Genomic DNA, 23591 nt, shown 5'->3' with positions numbered 1-23591 from the left:
GGAGCAACAAGCAATGGCCTTTGATTTTACTGGCAAGCGGGTCTGGGTGACCGGGGCCGGGCGCGGCATCGGCCGCGAGGTGGCGACGCAGTTCGTGGCGGCCGGCGCATCCGTGGTGGGGCTGGACCTGGTGTTTCCCGAAGCTGACTACCCCTATGCCACCCGGCTGCTCGATATTGGCGATTCTAAGGCGGTCAACGCCTGCTGCGCAGCGCTGCTGGCGGACGGCGGGCTCGATGTGCTGGTGAACGGGGCCGGGGTACTGCGTCTCGGCCCCACCGAAACCTTAAGCGATGACGACTGGCACGACTGCATGACGGTCAACGCCAGCGGCGTCTTCTATCTGCTGCGGGCCCTGGTGCCCCACTTCAAGGGGCAGCGGCGCGGCGCCATCGTCACCATCGGCTCCAACGCCGCCCATGTGCCGCGCATGCAGATGGCGGCCTACTGTGCCTCCAAGGCGGCGGTCACCAGCCTGACCCAGACGGTGGGGCTGGAGCTGGCCCCCTTCGGCGTGCGCGCCAACCTGGTGTCGCCGGGCTCGACGGATACCCCCATGCTGCGCGGCATGTTGCCAAGCGAGGAGGCCATGGCCCGCACCATTGCCGGGTTGCCGGAGCAGTTCAAGCTCGGCATCCCCCTGCGCAAGGTCGCCACCCCGGCGGAGATCGCTCATACCGTCCTCTTCCTGGCCTCGGATCTGGCCAGCCACATCACGCTGCAGGATCTGGTCGTCGACGGCGGCGCCACCCTGAGTGCCTGAGGCTTGAGAAACAGATGAACAATATGATTTTGCTGTTGAAACAGCTGGAACGGCAGGGAGTGAAGCTGGCTCTGAACGACAAGGGCCAGCTTATCTCCCAGTCGAGCAAGGAGGCGGTGACGCCGGCCATCGGTGCCACCATCAAGGCCCACAAGGATGAGCTGGTGCGCTGCCTGGCGGCCCGTGCCGCCTTCGAAGAACCTATCGCCGCCGAGGGCGCCCGGCAGGGGCCGCTCTCCTCGTCCCAGAGCGGGCTCTGGTTTATCGAGCAGTACGAGGAGGCCTCCCACCTCTACAACATGCCGGTCTATTTTCGCGTCAAGGGAGAGCTGGACACGGTGGCACTGGAGTTTGCCTTCGACCACCTGTTTGCCCGCCACCCCAGCATGCGTACCCGCTTCATCAAGGACGAGGCGGGCAGGGGGGCCCAGGAGATCCTGCCCCACACGCCCTTCAAGCTGCAGATAGAGGACGTGAGCACAGAGCCCGCTGCCGAGCGCGAAGCCTATGTGGCCAGGCGGGTACGCGAGGAGATCGGGCGCCCCTTCTCCCTGACCCAGGGGGAGCTCAGCCGGGTGCATCTTATTCGGCTGGGCAGCCGCGAGCACGTGCTGCTAATCACTCAGCACCACATCATCTCCGACGGCTGGTCGGTCAAGAACATGTTCGCGGATCTCAAGCGCGCCTTTCTTGCCCATCAGAACCGCGAGCCTCTGCAGGTGAGCGAGCTGCCGCTCACCTACATCGACTATGCCCGCTGGTTCAACTCGGACCGCTTTCTCGATTATCACGCCGAGTTCAAGCCGTTCTGGGTCGATCGGCTCGGTGGCAGCCCCGAGGTGCACGGTCTGCCGCTCGACAAGCCGCGCCCGGCCCATCAGGACAGCGGCGGCGAGCTGGTCTTCTCCACCATCGAGAGCGACCTGTGGGAGAGCTTCAAGCGCCTCTGTCAGCGCCACAGCACCTCCAACTTCATCGGTCTGCACGCCCTGTTTGCCCTGCTGATGGTGCGCCAGAGCGGCGAGAAGGAGGTGGTGATCGGCACCCCGCTCGCCTATCGCGAGCGCCACGAGATCGAGTCGCTGGTGGGCTTTTTCGTCAATACCCTGGTGCTGCGCACTCAACTTAGCGGCAAGCCCAGCTTTGTCGACTATCTACAGCAGTGCCGGGAGGAGGATCTGGCGGCCTTCGATCACCAGCTCTACCGTTTCGAGGCGCTGGCCGAGGCCATCGGCGCCGATCGCACTACTGCCATCAACCCCATCTTCCAGATCATGCTGGTCTATCAGGCCAAGGTGGACTTCAACGATCTCATCCCCGGCTGCCAGCTGGTGGAGGAGACCTCGCCTGTGTTGCCGGCCAAGACCGACATCTCGGTCAAGGTGACCGAGCTGATGGACTCCGTCCGGGTGGACTGGCTGTTTGCCACCGCCCTGTTCGAGCGAGAGACCATCCAGGCTTATGCCGATCGCCTGCTGCACCTGATGCGCGCCGTGGTGGCGGCCCCCGAGACCGACATCTGGCAGTTGCCGCTGGAGGAGGGCACCGACCAGGCGGCGCTCGCCGCAGAGCTTGCAGACCTGCCGCCGGATTACCCGAGCCGCGACACCCTGCTCTGTCATATCGAGCGGCGCGCTATTCAGTTGCCGGACGCGTTGGCGGTCAGCGACGGCGCGCAATCGTTGACCTATGGCGAGCTGGAAACGCGTGCCAACCGGCTGGCCCACTGGCTGCAATCCTGCGGCGTCACCCCGGGCGCCGCCATCGGCATCCAGGCCAGACGGGATGTCGCCTTCGTCATCGCCCTGCTCGCCTGCTGGAAGGCGGGGGCGGCCTATGTACCGCTGGATCCTGCCTATCCCGCCGAGCGGCTGGCCCATATCCTCACCGACGCTGACATCAGCCTGGTGCTGGGTGGCGTGCCGGACCCGCGCCTTGGCGAGGCGCTGGCGGGCACGACTGCCGAGTATCACGATCTGCACGGGCTTGCGCTGGACAAGATGCCAACCAGCACGCCCGCACTGCCTCGGGACGCCGCCATGCTGGCCCAGATCATCTACACCTCCGGCAGCACCGGCCTGCCGAAGGGGGTCATGGTGGAGCAGGGCAGCCTGGTCAACCTGATGGCGGATCACGGCGAGCGCATCGCCCTTGATCAGAATGGCGCCATGTTCAACTGCATGTCCCTCTCGTTTGATGCCGGCAACATGACCAGCTTGCTGCCCCTGTACTGCGGTGCGGCCCTGCACTTCGGCGAGCCGGGCGAGGGGGTGATCAGTGCCGCGATCGCTTGCGGTGCCAGCCATATGATCCTGCCCACGGCGCTGTTGGCGAATCTATTGCCCCCGGCGGATCTCGGTTCCCTCAAGGCTATCGGCTTTGGCGGCGAGGCGTGCCCGAGCAGCCTGGTGGAGCGCTGGGGGGAGCGGGTGGCGCTGTTCAACATGTACGGCCCGACCGAGTGCACCGTCACCGCGCTCTGCGCGCGGCTCACCCCGGGGACGCCCATCACCATAGGTCGCCCCGTCAATAACCTGAAGGCGCTGATCCTGGACGAGGCGGGCAACCTCTGCCCGGTGGGGGTGCCCGGCGAGCTCTGCCTGGCAGGGCTGGGGCTGGCCCGTGGCTACCTCAATCTGCCAGAGCGCACTCAGGAAGCCTTTATCGAGCTGACACTGGCGGCACGTACCCATCGCCTCTATCGCACCGGCGATCGGGCCCTGCTGCGCCGCGACGGCAACATCCAGTATCTGGGCCGGATAGACGAGCAGATCAAGCTGCGCGGCTATCGCATCGAGCCGGGTGAGATAGAGACCCGGCTCGCCGAATTGTGCCCGGCCATTCGCCAGATCAAGGTGGTGGTGCAGGAGGGGCGCCTGCTGGCTTACGCCTGTTTGCAGGCCGGGGCAAGGGAGCCCGACGGCGACGCCCTGCTGCAGCGGGCCGGCGAGTGCCTGCCCGAATACATGGTGCCGGCGCGCCTCTGCTGGCTGCCCGAGATGCCGCTCACCCCCAACGGCAAGCTGGACTTGCGCCGCCTGCCCGCCATCGTCTGGCAGCAGAGCAAGGGCGAGCCGCAAAACGAACTGGAGCAGACCGTGCTCGCCATCTGGCAAGGGGTGCTCAAGCAGCCCCTCGGGGTGGAGGATGATTTCTTCCGGTTGGGCGGTGACTCCATCCTCAGCATCCAGCTCACCACCCGGCTGCGGGATGCGGGGTTGCACTGCAGCGTGAAGGACGTGTTCGAAGCCAAGACGGTGCGCCGTCTCTGCCGCCAGCTCGGCCAGCAGCAGGCGGTCAGCCACAGAAGCGAGCAGGGCAGCCTGACCGGCGAGTTCCCGCTCCATCCCATTCAACACTGGTTCTTCGAGCAGGGCTTTGCCAAGTCCGGTCACTGGAACCAGGGGGTGATCCTGCGCCTGCCGGCCGGGGTGGACGATGAGGCCCTGCGCGGCTGGCTGAATGTCCTGCGCCAGCACCACGATGCCCTGCGCCTGGCGGTGACCCCGACCGGCCAGCGCTACCTGGCCGAACAGCCATTGCCGCCGCTGCCGACCCTGGATGCCGCCAATCTAGACGAGGCCGAACTGCAGGCCCGCCTGACCGAGCTGCAGGGAGATCTGGATCCTGCCAGCGGCCACACCCTGGCCTGGGCCCGCCTGCGCAATCTCTCCTTGGAGGGGGATCGGGAGGGCGAGACGGTGGAGGGGCTCTTCCTCGCCTTCCATCACCTGGTGATCGATGCCGTCTCCTGGCGCATTCTGGCCGAGGATCTGGCCCGGGTGAGCAGGGGCGAGCCGCTGCCCGCCAAGGGCAGCAGCTATCGCCAGTGGGGCGAGGGGCTCGCAGCCTACGCCAAACGGGAAGAGGATCAGCTTGGCTTCTGGTTGGCGCAGGGGGAGGGCAGCCAGGGTCACCTGCTGGAAGCGGTGCGCGCCGCCGATGGCCGCGCCGCCGCCAGCCTGCTGCAGTTGAGTCAGGAGACCACGGCCCGTCTCATCGACACCGCCAACCAGGCCTACTTCACCCGGGTGCCAGACCTGCTGCTGGCGGCCCTGACCCGTACCCTGAGCGAGCTGGGTTACGGCAGCCGTCACTGCGTGATGCTGGAAGGACACGGCCGCGAGGCCATCGATGCTGAACTGGACGTGAGCCGTACCCTGGGCTGGTTTACCAGCACCTACCCGCTGGCGCTGGCGGATGCCAAGGAGTGGGATGCGCTGGTGTGCGCCACCAAGGAACAGCTGCGCGCCGTGCCGGACAAGGGGGTGGGCTTCAACGCCCTACGACTGCACCACCCCCGTGGGTCTGAGCTGCCCCAGGCCCTTATCGTCTTCAACTACCTGGGGGTCAGCCATCAGGGCGAGGCCGCTCAGCCCTGGCAGCCCCTGCCGCTGGCGCCGGGGGCACCCACGTCCCCTGACAACCTGCCGCGGGAACTGGTCAGTCTGCATGGGGGCGTGTTTGATGGCCGCCTCACCCTGCGCCAGGTCGGCGCCCTCAACCAGCAAGGGAGCGACGCTCTGATGGCGCGGCTGGCGGACAACCTGACGGCGCTGGTGGAGCACTGCTGCAACCTGAAGGCGCCGCGCCATACCCCGAGCGACTTCCCGGGGCTTGACCTCTCGCAAGCTGGGCTCGATCGGGTGCTGGCCGGGCGCGAGGTGGAGACCCTGCTGCCCATGACCTCGCTTCAGCAGAGCATGTTCCATCACAGGGCGCTGGCGCCCCGGGATCACGCCTATCACCTGCAGACCGAAATCGACTATCACCAGCCGCTGGACGTGGCGGTCTACCGTCAGGCCTGGCAGGGGCCGATTGCCCGCTGGCCGGCCCTTCGCAGCGAACTGGTACTGGCGGACGGGGTGGCGCTCCAGCGCATTCTCAAGCACGCCGAGTTGCCATTCCACTATGAGGACTTGTCCGAGGTGGAACATGCAGAGGCCTGGGTCCAGGCCTATCGCGAGCAGGATCTGGCCCGCCCGATCCCGCTTGAGCAGGCCCCCCTGCTGCGCCTTGCCTGTTTCAAATTGGCCCCCGATCACCACAAGGTTGTCTTCAGCGCCCATCACGGCGTGCTGGATGGCTGGAGCGGCCCCGTGTTGCTGGGCTCCCTGCATCGCGACTATCAGTCTCTCATGAACGGTTTGCTGCCCCAGCGCGATCCGGATACCGCCTGGCTCGAATTTGGCCGCCATATCGCCAGCCAAGCCCGCAGCGCCGAGGTTTACTGGCAGGGGCGGGAGGAGCTGCTAACAAAGGCTAACGATCTCGCCTGCCTGTTCGGGGTGACGCTGGACGCTGGCGCAAGCGGGCGCCATACCCAGCAGCGACCGGCGGTGTGCGCCACGGTGCTGCCGACCGAGGTGGCGACCCTGCTCGCCCATCGTGCCCGCGACCTTGGCGTGACCGCGGGCCTGTTGGCCCAATATGCCTGGCACCGTCTGCTGGCATGCCGCTCTGGCGATGCCGTCACCCTGGTGGGCAACGTGACCCCGGGCCGGGATTACCCCATCGAGGGGATCACTGCGAGCGTCGGGCTCTACATCAACAGCCTGCCGTTGGCCCTGGCGTGGCACACCGAGCTGACCCTGGCCGAGCATATCGCCCGGTTGCAGACCGACCTGATGGCGCTCAATGAGCACGGCACCCAGTCGCTGGCGGCACTGACCAAAGGCCGGGCACGTCTGTTCCAGAGCCTGTTCGTGTTCGAGAACTACCCCATGCCGGCGGCCCCCGTCGCCCCCGAACCTCACCAGCTAGTGCCGCAGTTCGGCGCCGTGGTGGAGAAGGTGGAGCTTCCTCTCTCCTTGGTGGTCAGCAGTCGGGGTGAGACGCTCCAGCTGCGCCTCGAGTTCGATGGCGAGCAGATCCCCGAGGCCCGGGCCGAGGCGGTGCTGGCTGACTGGCTGGCCGAGCTCGACTGGCTGGCGCAGACGGATCTGAGCCAACCGGCCAGCGTGGTGGCGGCACAGCCCCCGGTGATGCCGCAGGTGGTCGCCACCAGGGCGGAGCCCAGCCTGGCTCAGCCGCCGGCCGAGGCCCGCGCGCTGGTGGCCCTGTGGGAGCGCCAGTGCGGCGTGCTCGGCATCTGGCAGCAGACCCTGTGTGAACTCGGGGTGGATTCGGTGCAGCAGCTCGCCCTGCTGGCTGCTCTTAACGAGGCGTTCGCGCAGGATCGGGCGCCACTTACCCTGCAGACGCTCAAGGCCCATCCATCCCCCAGCCGGCTCTATCGGCACTGGCTGGTACGCCAAACGGAGGCGGCGCTATGACGGTGACCATCAAGCATAAGGCTCCGCTCGTGCAAACCCGGCCTGCCCCCCGTGAGGGGGCGGCCAACCTGGGTGCGCGGCTGGCCGCCTGTCTGGCCGCCACCCCGCTGGCCCCCGCCATCCGCATGGGCGGGGAGGGCATCAGTGAGGGCGGATCAGATGAGCAGTGGCTCAGCTACGGCGCGCTCAATGCCAGAGTCGGCGAGATTGCCGCCCGATTGCAGGGGCTGGCGGTGGGGGAGCGGGTCGGTCTCTATCTCTCCCGCGGCCCCGATCTGGTGGCCAGCCTGCTGGCCTGCCTGCGCCTCGGTCTCACCTTTGTGCCCCTTGAACCGGATTTTCCGGTGGAGCGGCTACAGGGGATCGCCCGCCAGGCTCGCCTGTCGGCGGTGATCTGCGACTGCGATCGATCGGTGCCCGCTTTCGGCTGTCCGCTGCGTACCCTCGGCGGGCCGGCAGCGGCAGGGCCGGTCTCCTGGCCTCAGGTGGATGACGCCCTGGCTGCCTACATGATGTTCACCTCGGGCTCCACCGGCGAGCCCAAGGGGGTGGTCATCAGCCGGCGAGCCCTGCTCTGCTTCCTCGACGGGATCCGCGAGCGGCTCGGGCTCTCACCGAGCTGCCATTGGCTCTTTATCACCACCCCGGCCTTCGACATCTCCCTGCTGGAGATGCTGGGGCCGCTCTGGGGCGGTGGCCGGCTGACGGTGGCTGGCGGTGAGCACAACAAGGATCCCCTGGGGATGCTGGCCCTGCTCGAGGCCGACTCCTCCATCAACTGGCTGCAGGCCACCCCGGCCTGCTGGCGTATGTTGCTCAAGGCTGGCTGGCAGGGGCGCAATACCCTCACCGCCCTGTGCGGCGGCGAGGCGCTGGACCCAGGTCTGGCCGAGCAGCTCTGTGCCCGCACCCGGCGGCTGTGGAACTGCTACGGGCCGACCGAGGCCACCGTCTGGTCGCTGGTGAGCGAGGTGCGCTGGCCGCCGGTTGGCGGGCAGATCACCATCAGCCACAGCCTGCCCGGCTATCGTCACTGGGTGCTGGACGAGGCGGGGCAGCCGGTGGCAGAGGGGGAGTGCGGCGAGCTCTGCATCGAGAGCCCGGCCCTGTGCGAGGGGTACTGGCGCAAGCCTGCCTTGACCAGCGCCGCCTTCCTGCGCCTTGCCACCCATCGCCTCTATCGCACCGGCGATCGGGTGCGCCTTCTTGGGGCGGACCGCTTCCTCTATCTGGGACGGCGCGACGATCAGATCAAGCTGCGGGGTTTTCGCATCGAGCTCGGCGAGGTGGAGGCGGGACTGCGTCGTCAGGCCGGGGTGCAGGAGGCGGCGGTGCGTCTGGTGGGCGAGGGGGACGAGGCCATGCTGGTGGGCTACGTGGAGGCGAAAAGCGGGGTGACTCTCAATCGGCTCGCCCTGCGCAAGGGGCTGCAGGCGACGCTGCCTCACTACATGGTGCCGGCGCGGCTCATCCTGCTGGATGCCCTGCCCAAGACCGGCAGCGGCAAGCTCGACAGAAAGGCGCTGCCATTGCCGGGGTGACAAAGGGCTTGCAGGCTCGATGCCTCAATAACAGGGTGCTGGCACGGATCCTCTTGCTGGATGCCCTGCCAAAGACTGGCAGCGGCAAACTGGACAGAAAGGCGCTGCCATTGCCCGAGTAGTCGCCTTGCTGGATGGTAAGAGCGATGGATAAAAAGAAGCCCGCATCATGCGGGCTTCTTGTTGGCCGTCAACCGAGGGATTAGTGAGCGATGGGGGCGGCATCCGGTTTGGTGAGCAGGCGCTCGACGTCGTCGATCACCTTGAGGGCCGCCTGGGGGCCGCCGGTGGAGGTCCAGAGCGACCCGTCCACGGCGCCGAAGCGCTTGCCCTTGATGGCGCCGAGCTGCTGGAAGGCCGGAGTCTGCTCGGCCTGTTTCATGGCATCCACCGCATCCCCGCTGGTGCTGAGGGTGCCGATCACCAGCCAGTCACCGTCCAGCAGGTTCAGGGATTCGAGGCTCAGGGCCGGGGAGTGGGGGCTCTTGTCGCCAATCTGGTGGGAGGGGCGGGTGAGCCCCATCTCGGTGACCACGCTGCTGGCAAAGGTGCCGCCGTGCATGTAGCTCGGCCCCTTGGGGTTCCAGCGCACTATGCTCATCTGTTCCCCCTGATGCTGGGCGAGCTTGCTGCGGGCCTCTGCCAGGCGGGCCTCATACCGGGTGAGGAACGCCTTGGCCTCGGCCCCCCGGTTCATCGCGTCGGCGCTGCGACCGAATACGGTTTTCCAGGGCTCGCCCCAGTTGCCGGTGACGACGGTGGGGGCGATCTCCTTGAGCAGGGCGAGCAGCTCGGGCTTGGTCTGGCCGGTGAGGATGAGGTCGGGCTCCAGATCGATGAGGGTCTCCATATTGGGGTTGTCCAGATCCCCGACCACGGCGATCTCCTTGCCCGCCTTGTCCAGCAGATAGCGGGGCAGGGTGGACTGGCCGCGCCCATTGACGGTGCCCACCGGCTGCACCCCCAGAGTCAGGGCGCTGTCGAGATCGAGTTCGCTCAACACGACGACCCGCCGGGGCGCATCGGGGACGCTCTGGGGCTGGCCGTTGGCATCGATGACCTGGCGGCTGCCCGCCTGGGCCTGGAAGCCCGTCAGGCTGGCCAGCATGAGCAAGGTGGCCAGCGGGGAGAAGATCTTCATGGTGACATCCTTATGGGTGAAATCGGTGGGCCGGAGTCTGTGGAAAGTGCCTGAGAGCCGCCCGGCCAGCCCCGAATGGGCGGGGACATGCTACCACAAGGCAAGTGAGAAGCGTTGTCATTTGTATTTGTGGCATGACATCGGCTTGCTTTGGTACCATCGCAGGCCCCTGTCAGGAGCCTTGCATGTTGCCTCGTTGTCCCTCACTCGATGGATCCTTTGTCCGTCAATTCGATACCTTGTGCCTGCCGGGCCTGGAGACGCTGTCTCTTCATCGGGTCAGTTTTGATCCCGCCGCCTTCTCGCCGGAGTGCTTTGGGGCCCAGGGCATCATCTTGCCTGCTTCATTGCAGGGGGCTGCCCCCAAGCGCCTCGGGGAGTTTCTGGCGGGGCGTCTCGCAGCCCGTGAGGCCCTGCGTCCCTTCGGTCTTGCAGGATGCAGCGTGGCCATCGGAGCGGCCCGGGAGCCACTCTGGCCTGAGGGGGTGGAGGGGAGCATCAGCCACAGCCGGCTGGCGGGAGAGGGGGTGGCCCTGTGTGCGGTGCGCCCGGGCCAGGAGGGAATAGGGCTGGATCTGGAGGCCTGGCTCGATGGCGACCAAGGGGGGCAGTTCTGGCCCGGTATCATGGATGGGGAGGAGTGGGGACGGCTGGAGGCGGGGGCTCACGACGCCCAGCTGAGCCTGGCAGAGGGACTGACTCTGGTGTTTTCAGCCAAGGAGAGCCTCTTCAAGGGGCTCTATTCCCGGGTGGGGCGCTACTTTGACTTTCTCGATGCCCGCTGGCTCGCCATGACGGCGCAGACTCTCACCCTGGAGCTCAAATGCCCGCTGACACCGACCCTGCCAGCCGGCTGGCGCTGCACCCTGCACTGGCAAGCCCTGCCGGGGGGCGTGCTCACCGTCTTGCTGCTGTGAGCACGATGCCAGCGCCCGGATAACGCCAACGCAAAGCCCAGAGAAAGAAACCGCCATCAGGCGGTTTCTTTCTCTGGCACAGGGTATGGCTCAGGCTGACACGCCATGGTCGGCGCGCAGGCGAGGCGCTTCGTCAGCGCGTCGGCGGGGCACGATGACAGGGGCCCCGTCGCCGGGGGCGTGCAGTATGTCCACATCGGTCTGGTAGAGGCGATCGATGAGGGGCTTGGTCACCACCTCCCGGGCCGGGCCCATGGCCTGGATGGCGCCATCCCCCAGGGCAATCAGCTCGTCGCAGTAGCGGGCGGCGGTGGCGAGATCGTGGATGACGATAAGCACCGTCTTGCCCTCGGCGGCGACCCGATGGATGGCCTCCATCACCTCGGTCTGGTGGCCGATGTCCAGCGCGCTGGTGGGCTCGTCCAGCAAGATGATGTCCGCATCCTGGGCCAGCACCATGGCGAGCCACACCCGCTGGGCCTGACCGCCGGACAGCGAACTGGCGCTCTGGTGCCAGATGGCATCGAGCTGCATCCGCTCCCGGGCCCAGTCCACCATGCGAGCATCTTCCTCGCTCCACTGATTGAACCAGCCCTGATGGGGATGGCGGCCGTATTGCACCAGCTGCTCCACCAGGATACCGGGGGGGACCAGGGGACGTTGGGGCAGATAGGCGAGTTCCCGAGCCAGGGCTTTGGCGCCATAGGCACCGAGTGGCTTCTCCTTGAGCAGGATCTCCCCGGACCGGGGCTGCTCCTGTCCCGCAAGGAGCTTGAGCAGCGTGGATTTGCCACCGCCGTTGGGGCCGACGATCCCCACCAGCTTGCCCCGGGGGAGGGAGAAGGAGATCTCCTTGAAGATGGTCTTTTGCGGGTAGCCGAACTGGAGTCGGTTCACGGTGAGCGTCATCGGGCGGCCCTCGGTCTGTATTGAAAATGGATGAATGCCATGGTCAGTCGGCCTTCTGGCGATCTTTGAGCAGGATGAAGAGCAGCAGCAGGCCGCCGAGAATGCGGGTCATGATGCCGGTAGCCACCTCGTGGGGGCTGGCCAGCACCCGCACCAGGGTGTCGCTGGCGAGCAGCATCAGGGCGCCGCACAGAGCGGCAATCCAGAGCGGCACGATGCGATCCCGGCTGAGCCAGGAGGCAAGGATGGGGGCCGCCATGGCGATGAAGACCACGGGGCCGCCGATGGCGGTGCCAAGAGCTGCGACGATGATGGCCTGGGCCAGCACCCCGAGCTGCACCCGGTTCACGTTGACCCCGAGAGTTCGGGCGGTGACCGGTCCCAGGCGCAGCACGCCGAGGGAGCGGGAGAGACAGACGGTCCAGGGGCAGATGAGCAGGAGCAGCAGGCTCACCGGCAGCAGGGTGCCATAGCCCTGACCGACGAAGTTGCCCATGTTCCACAGATAGAGGCTGGTGAGGTGTACCAGGGACTGGGTGGACATGACGAACTGGCCGAGGGCGTTCATCAGCTCCGAGACCCCGATGCCGATCACCACGAACAGGTAGCCCTGCTCCCCCGGCTTGTTGCACAGGGCATAGAGCACGGCGGCGGCAAACAGGGCGCCGAAGGGGGCGGCCCACCAGGGCCAGGTGCCCAGGGTCAGATAGAGAGAGAAGATGATGATGGCCAGGGATGCTCCCTCGTTGACCCCGATCATGTCCGGGGTGGCGAGGCGGTTTCGCACCAGGGTCTGCACCAGGCAGCCCGAGAGTCCCATGGCGGCGCCGGCCACCAGCACCGCCAACAGGCGCGGCAGTCGGATCTTGAAGACGGTCACCTGATCGAGTCTGCTTCCCTCCCCGAGCAGGGTCTGGATCACCCCCATCATGGTGATCTTGCCGGAGCCCAGGGTGAGGGCCAGCAGGGAGAGCAGGGTGAGGGCGACCAGGAGCCCCAGGGTGATGAGCCAGGCGCGGCGGTGCAGCAACAGGGTGTGGCTGCCAAGGCGAAGGCAGAGGGTGCCGCTCGGGAGTGAGAGAGAGTTCTTCATGGGCGTGGCACCTTATTTGACGGCCAGCAGGGAGCGGAAGCCGCCGCTGCGCACCACCAGGATGAGCACGGGCGCCCCGATGAGCGCCAGAATGACGCCGTTGGGCAGCTCGTAGGGCTGGATCAGCCAGCGGGCCAGCACATCGGCACCGAGCAGAAAGAGTACCCCGAACAGGGCGGAGAAGCGCACCTGGATGGCGAGGCGAACCGGCTCCACCAGGCGGGCGCAGTAGGCGGCGAGGAAGCCGACGAAGCCGATGGGACCGGCGATGGCGATGGCGCAGGCGGTGAAGAGCGTTGCGGCCAAGAGCACGCCGATCCGCACCCGGGTGGGGCGGATGCCGAGGGCCCTGGATTGGTGATCCCCCATCTGCATCAGGGTGAGAGGGCGACAGAGCGCCAGGGTCAGCAGCAGGGCGGCCAGGGCAAAGGGGACCACGGTGAGTACCGCTTCCAGACTGGAGGCGGCAAGGGACCCTAAGTTCCAGAAGCGGAACTGCTCCAGCACCACCCGGTTGGAGAGCAGCAGGAAGTTGGAAAGACCGCCGAAGGTGGCGGAGAGGGCGACCCCTACCAGGATGAGCTTGAGGGGGTTGGAGCGCCCCACCATGAGGCCGAGGCCCAGCACGATGAGGTTGCCGAGCAGGGCCCCCATGCCGGACCAGAGCAGATACCCGTAGGCGGATTCGACGCCAAACCAGGTGAGGCCGATCACCAGGGCAAAGACGGCGCCGGCATTGACCCCGAGCAGGCCGGGTTCGGCCAGAGGATTGCGTGTGGCACTTTGCAGCATGGAGGCCGCCAGGGAGAGTGATGCCCCCACCACCAGGGCTGCCAGGGTACGGGGCAGGCGCAGGGTATGGACTATCATGGCGAGCTTTTCATCGGCCACGAAGGCGGGATCGCCCATCAGGAAACCGGCGACCTCGCGGCCACCATAGACACCGGCCCCGGTGGCCAGTGACAGACAAATCAGCAGGAAGAGGAGCAGCACGCCGAGCCAGAACAGCCGAGCTTGGTATCTGAGCACTCAATGACTCCTTGAATTCGGGGAGGCAGAAACGCAAAAAGGGAGCCCCGCGACCGGGGCTCCCGCAGACAGGATGGATTACAGCTTGTAATCGACCCCTGCGTAGACGGTACGACCTTCCAGGATGAAGTCGGCGTCGGTCGCCACCTCGTCACGCTGGGTGTTGGTGAGGTTGGTGATGCCGAGTTTGAAGTCCAGGGCCGGCGTGACGGTCCACTTGGTGTTCACGTCCAGGGTCTGGTAGTGCTTGGAGGTGAATGCCTGGGCGTTGCGAGCCGGCACCTTGATCATCTGGCTGCCGACATACTGCCAGGCCAGGTTGGCGCTGACCACGTCGCTCGCCTTCCAGTCCAGGCCGATGTTGCCGGTGTGATCCGGGGTCTTGGCCAGATCGTCACCCGTGCTCTTGTCTTCGGAGTCCAGCAGGGTCAGGTTGCCGGTCAGCTGCACGTTGTCGAGGACGTCGAACCAGCCGGTCAGCTCCAGCCCCTTGATGCGGGCCTTCTTGACGTTGAGGTAGGTCATGACGGTCGGACGGTAGCCCGGGCCCCACTGATCGCTCTGGATCAGATCCTCGATCTCGTTGTGGAAGCCGGTCACCCCTGCGCCGAAGCGATCGGCGTTGTAGGCGGTGCCAAGCTCGTAGCTGACGGAGGTTTCCGGCTTCAGATCCGGGTTGCCGATCACCTTGCAGGCGCCGCGGCAGGCGGTGGTGGCGAACCCTTCGCTGGACTGGGCCAGGGTCGGGGCCTTGAACGCCTTGCCGGCGCCGCCCTTGATCACCCACTCGTCACTCAGGGAGTAGAGGGCGTAGGCACGGGGGCTGAACTCGTTGCCATAGGTCTCGTGGTGATCCAGACGGCCGGAGAGCGTCAGGGCCAGATCCCCAAAGCCGAACTCGTCTTGCAGGTAGAGGGCGCTCTGGCTCGCATCCACGCTGCCGTTCTGGATGCTGCGGCTGTGCTCCAGCTCGGTCTTGCGGAACTCTGCACCCGAGGTCAGCAGGTGATCCCCGAGGTAGCCGCTCAACTGGCCATCCACCGTGTTGTTGGTCTGGGTGATGTCGGCGGCGCCACCGTTGAGCTGGGAGTCATCCATCAGATCGGTCTGCTCGAAGTAGTAACGAGCGCGGCTGTCGAAGTGTTCCCAATGGCCGTTGTGGGTCAGTCCCAGGCTCAGGCGATCGAGTTTCTGCACGTTGTGGGGGGTAGCCGGTGCGGTCGGGGCACGGGGCACGTTGTTGAAGTAGCTGTCCATGTCGTTCTGGTTGTAACCCAGATCGAAGTCGATGTCCTGGTTGTCGGCCACCAGCCACTTCAGGCTGGAGAGCACGTTGACCACTTCCCGTTTCTCCAGGGCGTCGGCATCCGGGTTGTTGGACTGCTCGCTCTTCCAGCGATCCCGCTGATAGCCTTCCACCACCACGCTGCCCAGCAGCTTGTTGTCGATCAGGGCGCCGGAGACGAAGGCGCTACCCTGGTTGGCATCCCCGCCATCCCCCTTGGTGGGCATGGTGTGGGTGTAGCCGACGGCCGCTTCGGTGTTCTCCTTGGCCTGGCGCAGGATCACGTTGACCACGCCGCCGAGGGCATCGGCCCCGTACAGGGAGGAGACGGGACCGCGGATCACCTCGATGCGCTCGATGGCGGCCATGGGGATGGAGCTTAAGTCGAAGTCGTTGCCAAAGGAGCTGCCCAGGGTCTCGCGGGCGTTGACCCGCTTGCCGTTGACCAGCAGCAGGGTGTAGTCACCGCCCATGCCGCGGATCTTGATCTCGTTGCGACCCGTGGGGTTGGTGCCGATGATGTTGACACCGGGAACGTGCTTGAGGGCATCGCCGATGTTGTTGACGTTCATCTTGTCCAGATCGGCGCGGGTGACCACGGAGACGCTGGCCGGGGCGGTCAGCTCGGTGTGCTTGGTCTGGGTGGCGGTGACCACCACCGTCTCGTTGGCCTTGACGGACTCGGCCTGGGCCAGGCCCGGTACGGCCAGCAGACCAAGAGAGAGCAGAATGGGGTTCAGTTTAAAGAGGCCGTGCTGCAACTGCATTGTCAAAAACTCCATGGATATAACTGAGGTTATGGGGTCCGGATTCTTCTGATCCGGTGCTCACTGACTTCCTTGTCTGGCGGTGCCAGAGGCAGGATTATTGTTATCTCTTGTGCGCTTCAGGCCCCGGATGAGGAACCAGACACCGGCGCAGGCCACCAGGGTGCACGCAATGTTGATCCAGGCCAGGGTGGGGAAACCGTGCAGGGCGCCCCCCTCGTCGGAGACCAGATATCTGGCGGAGAGCAGGCTGCCGAGGCCCGCTGCCACATTGGTGACTGAGCCCTGGAAAGACATGAAGGCGGCGCGCTGATGGGGGGCCGGAATGGCCGCCGTGACCGCGAGGGTGGTGCTGGCACGGGCGGAGCTCAGGGCCATGAAAAGGGTGAACAGCAGATAGAGAGGCAGGCCTGCCGGCAAGGCAAAGCCCACCAGGGTGATCAGGGCCAGGGCCAGGCTGGTGAGCAGGATGGCGCCCTGGGCGCGGCCCTGATCGATCCAGCCGCCGCACAGGCGCATGGTGGCCATGCTGGCAAGGCCGCCGCACAGATAGAGGCTGGCGATCTGCTCGCGCGGGAAACCCAGGTTGAACTGGAAGTAGTTGGCAAAGTGCGGAATGAGCAGGAAGTGGCCGAACATCTGCAGGCAGAGGATGAAGAGGGCGCCCTGGCAGAGCGGTGACCCCAGCAACTGGCGCATTCCCTGGCTTGCCGGGGCCCGGTTGACCGGCAGGGACGGCAGCCAGATGGCACACAGCAGGGCCAGCAGCAGGCCGCCAGCACCAAACAAGAGGAAGGGGCTCTGCCAGCCAGACCACTGGGCCAGCACGAGGGCCGCGGGCACGATCAGAATGGCGGCCAGGGAAAACGCCATGCCCACGTAGGCGAGACGGCGGCCCCGCTCGGCGGGCGGTACCAGATCCAGCACCGCCGCCATCAGGATGGCCCCCAGGGGGCCGGCGACGCAGCCGGACAGGATAAAGATCAGCAGCAGGGTCTGGCTATCCTCGGCCAGGGCGCAAGCCATCAAGAGCAGGAAGCGCAGGACCAGCAGTACCAGCAGGGCGGGTTTGCGGTTGACCCGATCGAGCCAGGGGGCGGCCAGGAGGCCCAGCAGGGCGGCTCCCAGGGTGGCGCCGCCGCTGAAGTAACCTGTCTGCTCCGGCAGCATCCCCAGGCGGGTTACCAGTTCCGGACCAAGGGGCATCACCATCATCATGCAGCCCATGGAGAGCATGTTGATGAGCAGCGCCAGGTGGATGGCGGCAGGGGTGGATGCGATGGATTCTGGCTTCATCAGAGGCTGACTCGAAAAAATGAGTCCGAATTGTATCCGAGGGTTTTTGTTGTGACAACAAATGATAACCATTTTTATTTGTATTGATTGGTATCTTAACGAGTCTTTATCAGGTGCCTCTGTGTGGGGTTGCATACCAGGCCCGTTGCAATCGGGGCGCCATGGACCATGATGGCAGGAAGCGAGAGGGTGGCGGTGAACGCCGGGAGGAGAAGATGCGCGCTGGATCAGGGTATTGGGGGCTGGGGTGCTGCCTGTTGCTGGCATTGCCCCTGAGGGCCGAAGTGAAGGTCATACCGGTATTCGAGGCGGATGCCGCGGTGCAGACGCTCAAGGAGATCTACCCGGATCTCGGGGTGAGCGCCATGGGCAACCAGCTGGTACTGAGCGGAACCCCCGCCCAGTTGCAGGAGGCCGAGCGTACCCTGGCGCAAGTGAACCAGCCGCCCCAAAGCCTACTCATCGAGTGGCGGGTGGATGGCGCCTCCAGCAGTCAGCAGGCCGGAGTGGGGCTGGGCCTGGATGCCAAACGGCAGTGGCTGCTGGAGGGGGATGCCCGGCACTCTGAACGCAGCCAGAGTGACAACTGGCAGGTGCGCGGCCTCTCCGGGCGGCCCGTGTTGTTGCAGATGGGGTCCTATCAGCCGGTCACCTTTTACCAGTGGCAGGGGGGAAGGGTGGTGGGCATGATGCCGCTGATGAACGGTCTCTACGCCACTGCGACCCTGATAGGGGACAGGGTGCAGGTGGCCCTCAGCAGTGAACAGGCAAGAGTGGAGCGAGGCAACATACACACCGGCCAGAGTGCCACCGAGGTGAGCGGCGCCCCGGGCCAGTGGCTGACGGTGGGGGAGCTTTCCACAACCCAAGGCAGCCGGGAGGCCGCGATCGCCAATCCATCAGGCATGGGCAGGGCCAGCGGCAGCGAGCGCCAGACTCTGCAGATCCGGGTCACGCGCCAGTGAACCAGCCTGTCAGTGGGGCTGATCCAGGGCGTAATCCCGCAACTGGCGGCTTCTCAGCAGATACCAGAGTGCCCAGAGGCTGGCGATGAGCACCAGGGCGGTGGGCCAGTTGAACGACCACTGCTGCAGATTGAGGCTGTGCAGTTGCATCAGAAGGCCGCTGACGGCAGAGCAGAGCAGCAGCAAGGGGCTGTGGCGTCTGAGCCAGGCTCTGGCACTGTGGGTCTGGCGATGGGTGCCGCCGCAGGCGAGCAGCGCCAGCATGGCGGGCACGTCCGTCAGCAGGCTGATATAGAGGGTGAGCTTGTCCGGGTAGAAGAGGGTCAGGATGGCGCTGCCACTCTCCCGGGTGACCCCCGCCATCAGAAACAGCCAGACCGAGCGGGTCAGCAAGAGGGCGATGGGCCAGAACCAGAGCGGGGGGCGCAACTGGCCGTGATCGTCGTAACGGTGTTCGGGGTAGAGGGTCATGGTGGCCCGGTATCCATTCATGCAGTGCGAGTGATGAAGGGGATATGGGGCACAGGGCAGGCCATTGCAAGGCCGGCAACGGCCGGGAATTAATCGGGGGGGCAGGCCCCCCAATCCGCAGTCTTTAGTTGCCGGGTTCCGGCGTCACAGCCAGCCTTTTCGCTTGAAGAAGAGACCGGTGCCCAACGATGACATCACCATCAGCACCAGGGAGAGGGGATAGCCGTATTCCCAGGCGAGCTCCGGCATGCGGCCGAAGTTCATGCCGTAGATGCTGGCGATAAGGGTCGGCGGCAGGAAGATGACCGCGGCTACCGAGAAGATCTTGATCACCTTGTTCTGCTCCAGATTGGTCACCCCCATGGAGGCCTCCAGCTGGAAGTTGATCTTGTCGAACAGGAACTGGGTATGGGGCAGCAGGGATTCCACGTCGTGCAGCATCTCGTCGATCCACTTGTTCTGCTCCCCCGTCATGCGCTGGCGCAGACTGCGTTTGAGAAAGCGCAGGGCGCGGCGGGTATCGTGCAGGGAGAGACGGATCTGGCCGTTGGCCTCTTCCTGGGCCATCAGCTCCTTGAGCATGGGGTTGATCTGGTCCGGCTCGAAGATCTGATCGGCGGTGTTCTCCAGGGTCTTGTAGCCATCCTCGATGAGATCCGAGAGATACTCCACCTTGAGGTTCTGCACCTCCAGCAGGATGTCGAGGGCGTCTTCGACCTCCAGCCTGTCCTGGCGCATGTAGTGGCGCAGCAGACGCACCAGGCCGATGTCATCCTCGCGAATGCTGATCAGCAGGTTGTTGCGCAGGGTAAAGGAGACGTGCACACCCTTGGTGTCGCGGCCGATGCGCTGGGGAAACAGGGAGTGGATGTGCAGACCGTCGGTGTCCCAGTAGAAGCGGGCGGATGCCTCAATGTCATCGAGCTCCTCCTTGTCCGGCACCTCCTCCAGGAACAGGCCCGTCAACCATTCTCGCTCCGCAGTGTCCGGCTTGTAGGCATCCAGCCAGACGGTGTTGTCGGGAACGATGTCATCCGGCCCGAGCGTGACTATGTCCAGCACCTTGTTGTTGAGAATGTAGGCGGTGATCATCTGTCCCCCCTTAAGAAGTCATGGGTAATCAGGGATGGTTGCACAGGTTCATGCGGCCTTAGATCGCACGGAAAGCGATCCCATGAAATAGCATAACGAGGCCGATGGACAACCTGAATGCGGCGAACTATACAGGGGCGGGACCCGCTTGTCAGGGCCTATTCATCAGGGGTTCAGCCTGTTCGCTCAAAAAAGCGGCGAGGTCGGATCAGCCACGCCGACCTCGAAACGGGCGATCCCGGCGTCGCCTCCTTTGTTCGCCCTGGTGTGGGGGAGGGCCCGGGCTCACCGGCGGGAATGGCGGGTTGCTGGTCGCCCTGCGACAGCCCCCAGCCAAGCGCAGGAAACGGTCTCCGGGCGGTGTTCCGGGGCTGCGTCTCCTTGTTATCTGCTCTGGTGTGCGTGGGCAAGCCTGTTACAGATTGGGATAGTTGGGGCCCGAGCCGCCCTGGGGCGGCGTCCAGACGATATTCTGGCTGGGATCCTTGATGTCGCAGGTTTTGCAGTGAATGCAGTTGGCGGCGTTGATCTGCAGCCTTGGCCGGGTATCCCCATCCAGGATCTCGAACACCCCCGCCGGGCAGTAGCGCTGGGCGGGTTCGGCCCAGGTGGGCAGGTTGACCTCGACCGGAATGCGCGCGTCCTGAAGGGTCAGGTGACAGGGTTGATCCTCGTCGTGGCTGGTGCTGGCCAGATAGACGGAGGAGAGCTTGTCGAAGCTGAGCTTGCCGTCGGGTTTGGGGTAGTCGATGGGCTTGCAACGGCTGGCCAGGCGCAGCTGGCGGTAATCCGGTTCCTTGTCCAGCAGAGTAAAAGGAGAGGTCAAGGCAAAGAGTCGCTGCTCCAGCCAGTTGAAGGCGCCGCCGAGCCAGGGGCCGAAGCGGTGCAGGGCGGCCCCAACGTTGCGGGCCCTCTTCAGTTCCCGGGTCAGCCAGCTTTGCAGCAGCGCGTCCTGAAACTCGGCCAGATCCCGTCCCCCTTCATCCCCTCCTCGCAGTGCCATGGCGACCGTCGCGGCCGCCACCATGCCGGACTTCATGGCGGTGTGGATCCCCTTGATGCGGGAGAAGTCGAGGGTGCCCGCGTCACAACCGATGAGCAGGCCGCCGGGAAAGTGCATGCGCGGCAATGAGTGCCAGCCCCCCTTGGTGATGGCCCGTGCGCCGTAGCTGATGCGCTCGCCCCCCTGCAACGTTGCCGCGATGAGGGGGTGGTGCTTGAGACGCTGGAATTCGTTAAAGGGGCTGAGCCAGGGATTCTGGTAGTTGAGATCGACGATAAGGCCGACCGCCACCAGATCCTGGGCCAGATGATAGAGATAGAAGCCCCCCTGACTCTTGTTGCCCTTTCCCTCACCAAGGGGCCAGCCGCTGCCATGGAGCACCCGCCCAGGATGGGATTGTCCCGCAGGCACCTGCCACACCTCCTTGAAGCCGATGGCGTAATGCTGCGGCTGGGCGCTATTTTCCAGATGGAATCGGGCGATCAGCTGTTTGCCGAGGTGGCCGCGCGCCCCTTCGGCAAACAGGGTATAGCGCCCATACAGGGCCATGCCGGGCACGTGATCCACCTTGGGGTTGCCCTCCTTGTCGAGGCCAAGATCGCCGGTCACCACCCCGCGCACCCGGCCCTCCTCCACGATGAGGGTGCTGGCAGCAAAGCCCGGGTAGATCTCGACACCGAGGGCCTCGGCCTGCTTGCCGAGCCAGCGGCAGAGGGTGCCGAGGCTGATGATGTGGCTGCCGTCGTTGTGCATGCGGGGTGGCACCGCCCAGTGGGGCAACTGCAGGGAGCGGCTGTCGCTTTGCAGCAGATGGACCTGATCATCCGTCACCGGCACGCCGAGGGGGGCCTCCTGCCAGCTCTCTGGCAGCAGCTCCCTGAGGGCGACGGGATCGAACAGGGCGCCGGAGATGACGTGGGCGCCGATCTCGGCCCCCTTCTCCAGCAGGCAGACCGAGAGGGCCGGGGCCTGCTGCTTCAATGCGATGGCGGCGCTCAGGCCTGCCGGGCCGCCACCGACGATGACGACATCAAATTCCATTGCTTCGCGTTCCATCTTGCCTCTGCGCTCGACTTGGCCTAGGGTAGTGCTGGTAGTTTACGTAAACGTAAACCACTTTGTCAGCAGAAAAGTGAGTGACGACAAGGTGGACCCACACAACAGGTATGAGGGATGACCGCCATGAAGCTGCTGGTCGCAGTCAAACGGGTCGTTGATTACAACGTCAGGATCCGGGTCAAGGGGGATGGCTCCGATGTGGAGCTCGCCAATGTGAAGATGGGGATCAACCCGTTTTGTGAAATCGCGGTGGAGGAGGGGGTCAGGCTGCGGGAAGCCGGCGTGGCATCCGAGCTGGTGGTGGTGACCTTCGGCCCCGAGGCGGCGGCCGAGCAGTTGCGCCATGCCCTGGCGCTGGGGGCGGATCGGGCGCTGCACTATGTTACCGGCGAGACCCTGACTCCGCTCACCGTGGCCCGGGCCCTGCAAACGGTGTGCGGGCAGGAGCAGCCCGACCTGGTGCTGCTCGGCAAACAGTCCATCGATTCCGACAACAATCAGGTAGGGCAGATGCTCGCCGCCCTCAATGACTGGCCACTTGCCACCTTCGCCTCCGCCATCAGGCTGGTGGAGGGGGAATTGCAGGTGACCCGCGAGATAGACGGTGGCCTCGAGACCCTCGGCATGGCGCTGCCCGCCGTGGTGACCGTGGACTTGCGCCTCAACGAGCCGCGCTTCGCCTCCCTCCCCAACATCATGAAGGCCAAGCGCAAGCCGCTGGAGAGCCAGCCGTTCGCCGCCCTCGGGGTAGTGCCAGCCGGCCAGACACGGCAGCTCGGAGTAATGGCGCCGCCGGTACGCAGCGCCGGCATCAGGGTGGGCTCGGTGGACGAGCTGCTGGACAAGCTCAAGCACGAAGCCCGGGTGCTCTGATGGGCAGGGGCATGAGAGGGATGCCTCCCACAGGCGTGAGCGCCATGCATGGGGCAGCGGCCCAGGGGAGCAAGGGATCAATGGATGACATGAAGGTGCTGCCATGAGCGTACTTGTGATTGCGGAACATCATCAGGGGCGGATCGCCGACAACCTGGCCCAGCTGGTCACGGCGGCGGGGCGCCTGGGGGGCGAGGTGCACCTCTTGCTGCTGGGGCAGGGGCTGACGGAGGCGGGGGAGCAGGCCGCCGCCCTCACGGGGGTAAACCGGGTGCTGCTGGCAGAACATCCCATGCTGGCGGAGGGGCTCAACGACGGGGTCGACAGACTGCTCGCCGAGGTGGCCAGGGACTACCAGCACTGCCTGATGGCGGCCAGCAGCCAGGGCAAGGATCTGCTGCCGCGGGTGGCGGCCAGGCTCGGAGTGGAGATGATCGCCGAGGTGACCGGCATCGAGGGGCCCGACACCTTCCTGCGTCCCATCTATGCGGGCAACGCCATCGCCCGGGTGGCGAGCAGCGCCCCCGTCAAGGTGCTCACCGTGCGGCCCACCGCGTTCGCCAAGGCCGGGTCCGGGGAGGAGCGTGCCGCGATGGAATCGCTGCCGGTGGCCGAGGTGCGCTGCCGTACCCGGCTCATCGAGCGGCGTGCGGTGCGCTCCGCCAGACCCGAGCTCGGGGCGGCCCGGGTGGTGGTCTCCGGCGGGCGGGCACTCGGCTCGAAAGAGCACTTTGCCCTCATCGACGCTCTGGCGGACAAGCTGGGGGCTGCCGTCGGGGCATCGCGGGCCGCCGTGGATGCGGGTTATGTCTCCAACGACCTGCAGGTGGGGCAGACCGGCAAGGTGGTGGCCCCCGAGCTCTACATCGCGGTGGGCATCTCGGGCGCCATCCAGCATCTGGCGGGGATGAAGGAGTCCAAGGTGATCGTCGCCATCAACAAGGACGCCGAGGCCCCCATCTTCCAGGTGGCGGACTACGGTCTGGTGGGGGATCTCTTCACCCTGCTGCCGGAGCTCACCGCCAAGCTGTAAATTTGCCACAAAGGGGCGAAAAAAGCCGTCCGTGCTGTCTCGCCCCCGTTTCCATGCATATTCTCTGCAAGCCCTGGCC

Annotated in this window: 16 protein-coding genes; 7 read left to right on the top strand and 9 right to left on the bottom strand. The window is 65.7% G+C overall.

What is annotated here, in order from left to right; genetic code table 11:
• Positions 1 to 13 precede the first annotated feature (13 nt).
• The 3 genes from amoA to amoH are packed head-to-tail and all read left to right on the top strand — an operon-like array spanning position 14 to position 8579.
• Positions 14 to 763 (top strand): amonabactin biosynthesis protein AmoA, encoded by a 750-nt coding sequence (amoA, locus tag AB5Y68_RS09830; protein WP_039038901.1) that lies wholly within the window; start codon positions 14 to 16, stop codon positions 761 to 763.
• A 14-nt stretch (positions 764 to 777) separates the two neighbouring features.
• Entirely contained in the window at positions 778 to 7038 is a 6261-nt protein-coding gene (gene amoG / locus AB5Y68_RS09825) for an amonabactin biosynthesis non-ribosomal peptide synthetase AmoG (protein WP_039038900.1), read from the top strand.
• The gene (amoH, locus tag AB5Y68_RS09820; protein ID WP_039038899.1) at positions 7035 to 8579 is read left to right on the top strand and encodes an amonabactin biosynthesis glycine adenylation protein AmoH; all 1545 of its coding nucleotides are present in this window, start codon (positions 7035 to 7037) and stop codon (positions 8577 to 8579) included. The genes amoG and amoH overlap by 4 nt, the downstream gene beginning before the upstream one ends.
• Positions 8580 to 8781: 202 nt before the next feature.
• Here amoH and AB5Y68_RS09815 read toward each other — a convergent pair whose 3' ends face one another.
• Complete coding sequence (locus tag AB5Y68_RS09815) at positions 8782 to 9720, bottom strand: iron-siderophore ABC transporter substrate-binding protein (protein WP_039038898.1); 939 nt, start codon at positions 9718 to 9720, stop codon at positions 8782 to 8784.
• 185 nt (positions 9721 to 9905) lie between these two features.
• On the opposite strand from AB5Y68_RS09815, the gene AB5Y68_RS09810 reads away from it, so the two are divergent.
• Positions 9906 to 10637: a 4'-phosphopantetheinyl transferase gene (locus tag AB5Y68_RS09810; protein ID WP_039038897.1), complete on the top strand. Its 732-nt coding sequence runs from the start codon at positions 9906 to 9908 to the stop codon at positions 10635 to 10637.
• 90 nt (positions 10638 to 10727) lie between these two features.
• Here AB5Y68_RS09810 and AB5Y68_RS09805 read toward each other — a convergent pair whose 3' ends face one another.
• The 5 genes from AB5Y68_RS09805 to AB5Y68_RS09785 form a co-directional block, all read right to left on the bottom strand.
• Positions 10728 to 11546 (bottom strand): amonabactin ABC transporter ATP-binding protein, encoded by an 819-nt coding sequence (locus tag AB5Y68_RS09805; RefSeq protein WP_039038896.1) that lies wholly within the window; start codon positions 11544 to 11546, stop codon positions 10728 to 10730.
• A 43-nt stretch (positions 11547 to 11589) separates the two neighbouring features.
• Positions 11590 to 12639 carry an amonabactin ABC transporter permease subunit 1 gene (locus tag AB5Y68_RS09800; RefSeq protein WP_039038895.1) on the bottom strand — a complete coding sequence of 350 codons (1050 nt, stop codon included), beginning with the start codon at positions 12637 to 12639 and terminating at the stop codon, positions 11590 to 11592.
• A 12-nt stretch (positions 12640 to 12651) separates the two neighbouring features.
• Positions 12652 to 13668, bottom strand: a complete 1017-nt coding sequence (locus AB5Y68_RS09795) for an amonabactin ABC transporter permease subunit 2 (RefSeq protein ID WP_010674444.1) — start codon at positions 13666 to 13668, stop codon at positions 12652 to 12654.
• Between the two features lie 78 nt (positions 13669 to 13746).
• On the bottom strand, positions 13747 to 15720 hold the full coding sequence (locus AB5Y68_RS09790; protein WP_039038894.1) for a siderophore amonabactin TonB-dependent receptor: 1974 nt from the start codon (positions 15718 to 15720) through the stop codon (positions 13747 to 13749).
• Positions 15721 to 15780: 60 nt separating this feature from the next.
• Positions 15781 to 17016 carry an MFS transporter gene (locus AB5Y68_RS09785; protein WP_039038893.1) on the bottom strand — a complete coding sequence of 412 codons (1236 nt, stop codon included), beginning with the start codon at positions 17014 to 17016 and terminating at the stop codon, positions 15781 to 15783.
• A 215-nt stretch (positions 17017 to 17231) separates the two neighbouring features.
• Between AB5Y68_RS09785 and AB5Y68_RS09780 the strand changes: the two genes are divergently transcribed.
• Positions 17232 to 17981, top strand: a complete 750-nt coding sequence (locus tag AB5Y68_RS09780; protein WP_039038892.1) for a hypothetical protein — start codon at positions 17232 to 17234, stop codon at positions 17979 to 17981.
• A gap of 9 nt (positions 17982 to 17990) precedes the next feature.
• On the opposite strand, the gene AB5Y68_RS09775 is transcribed toward AB5Y68_RS09780, so the two are convergent.
• The 3 genes from AB5Y68_RS09775 to AB5Y68_RS09765 all read right to left on the bottom strand — a co-directional run bounded on the left by AB5Y68_RS09775 (position 17991) and on the right by AB5Y68_RS09765 (position 21603).
• Entirely contained in the window at positions 17991 to 18452 is a 462-nt protein-coding gene (locus AB5Y68_RS09775; RefSeq protein ID WP_039038891.1) for a DUF2919 domain-containing protein, read from the bottom strand.
• Between the two features lie 144 nt (positions 18453 to 18596).
• Positions 18597 to 19544 carry a magnesium/cobalt transporter CorA gene (gene corA / locus AB5Y68_RS09770; protein ID WP_005301617.1) on the bottom strand — a complete coding sequence of 316 codons (948 nt, stop codon included), beginning with the start codon at positions 19542 to 19544 and terminating at the stop codon, positions 18597 to 18599.
• A 415-nt stretch (positions 19545 to 19959) separates the two neighbouring features.
• On the bottom strand, positions 19960 to 21603 hold the full coding sequence (locus AB5Y68_RS09765; protein ID WP_039038890.1) for an electron transfer flavoprotein-ubiquinone oxidoreductase: 1644 nt from the start codon (positions 21601 to 21603) through the stop codon (positions 19960 to 19962).
• Between the two features lie 126 nt (positions 21604 to 21729).
• On the opposite strand from AB5Y68_RS09765, the gene AB5Y68_RS09760 reads away from it, so the two are divergent.
• Both AB5Y68_RS09760 and AB5Y68_RS09755 read left to right on the top strand, forming a co-directional pair.
• Positions 21730 to 22479: an electron transfer flavoprotein subunit beta/FixA family protein gene (locus tag AB5Y68_RS09760; protein WP_039038996.1), complete on the top strand. Its 750-nt coding sequence runs from the start codon at positions 21730 to 21732 to the stop codon at positions 22477 to 22479.
• Positions 22480 to 22582: 103 nt separating this feature from the next.
• On the top strand, positions 22583 to 23512 hold the full coding sequence (locus AB5Y68_RS09755) for an electron transfer flavoprotein subunit alpha/FixB family protein (RefSeq protein ID WP_039038889.1): 930 nt from the start codon (positions 22583 to 22585) through the stop codon (positions 23510 to 23512).
• The last annotated feature ends 79 nt before the right edge of the window (positions 23513 to 23591 follow it).

This window comes from Aeromonas sp. R6-1 (genome assembly GCF_040908165.1).
Lineage (GTDB): Bacteria > Pseudomonadota > Gammaproteobacteria > Enterobacterales > Aeromonadaceae > Aeromonas > Aeromonas caviae.
Note: the sequence above shows the minus strand (reverse complement) of the source record. Positions and strands in the feature narration are given on the sequence as shown.

What these genes read in the sequence shown, in the direction of transcription:
- amoA (WP_039038901.1), top strand. Translation starts at nt 14, where the DNA reads ATGGCCTTTGATTTTACTGGCAAGCGGGTCTGGGTGACCGGGGCCGGG.
- amoG (WP_039038900.1), top strand. Translation starts at nt 778, where the DNA reads ATGAACAATATGATTTTGCTGTTGAAACAGCTGGAACGGCAGGGAGTG.
- amoH (WP_039038899.1), top strand. Translation starts at nt 7,035, where the DNA reads ATGACGGTGACCATCAAGCATAAGGCTCCGCTCGTGCAAACCCGGCCT.
- AB5Y68_RS09815 (WP_039038898.1), bottom strand. Translation starts at nt 9,720, where the DNA reads ATGAAGATCTTCTCCCCGCTGGCCACCTTGCTCATGCTGGCCAGCCTG.
- AB5Y68_RS09810 (WP_039038897.1), top strand. Translation starts at nt 9,906, where the DNA reads ATGTTGCCTCGTTGTCCCTCACTCGATGGATCCTTTGTCCGTCAATTC.
- AB5Y68_RS09805 (WP_039038896.1), bottom strand. Translation starts at nt 11,546, where the DNA reads ATGACGCTCACCGTGAACCGACTCCAGTTCGGCTACCCGCAAAAGACC.
- AB5Y68_RS09800 (WP_039038895.1), bottom strand. Translation starts at nt 12,639, where the DNA reads ATGAAGAACTCTCTCTCACTCCCGAGCGGCACCCTCTGCCTTCGCCTT.
- AB5Y68_RS09790 (WP_039038894.1), bottom strand. Translation starts at nt 15,720, where the DNA reads ATGCAGTTGCAGCACGGCCTCTTTAAACTGAACCCCATTCTGCTCTCT.
- AB5Y68_RS09785 (WP_039038893.1), bottom strand. Translation starts at nt 17,016, where the DNA reads ATGAAGCCAGAATCCATCGCATCCACCCCTGCCGCCATCCACCTGGCG.
- AB5Y68_RS09780 (WP_039038892.1), top strand. Translation starts at nt 17,232, where the DNA reads ATGCGCGCTGGATCAGGGTATTGGGGGCTGGGGTGCTGCCTGTTGCTG.
- AB5Y68_RS09775 (WP_039038891.1), bottom strand. Translation starts at nt 18,452, where the DNA reads ATGACCCTCTACCCCGAACACCGTTACGACGATCACGGCCAGTTGCGC.
- corA (WP_005301617.1), bottom strand. Translation starts at nt 19,544, where the DNA reads ATGATCACCGCCTACATTCTCAACAACAAGGTGCTGGACATAGTCACG.
- AB5Y68_RS09765 (WP_039038890.1), bottom strand. Translation starts at nt 21,603, where the DNA reads ATGGAACGCGAAGCAATGGAATTTGATGTCGTCATCGTCGGTGGCGGC.
- AB5Y68_RS09760 (WP_039038996.1), top strand. Translation starts at nt 21,730, where the DNA reads ATGAAGCTGCTGGTCGCAGTCAAACGGGTCGTTGATTACAACGTCAGG.
- AB5Y68_RS09755 (WP_039038889.1), top strand. Translation starts at nt 22,583, where the DNA reads ATGAGCGTACTTGTGATTGCGGAACATCATCAGGGGCGGATCGCCGAC.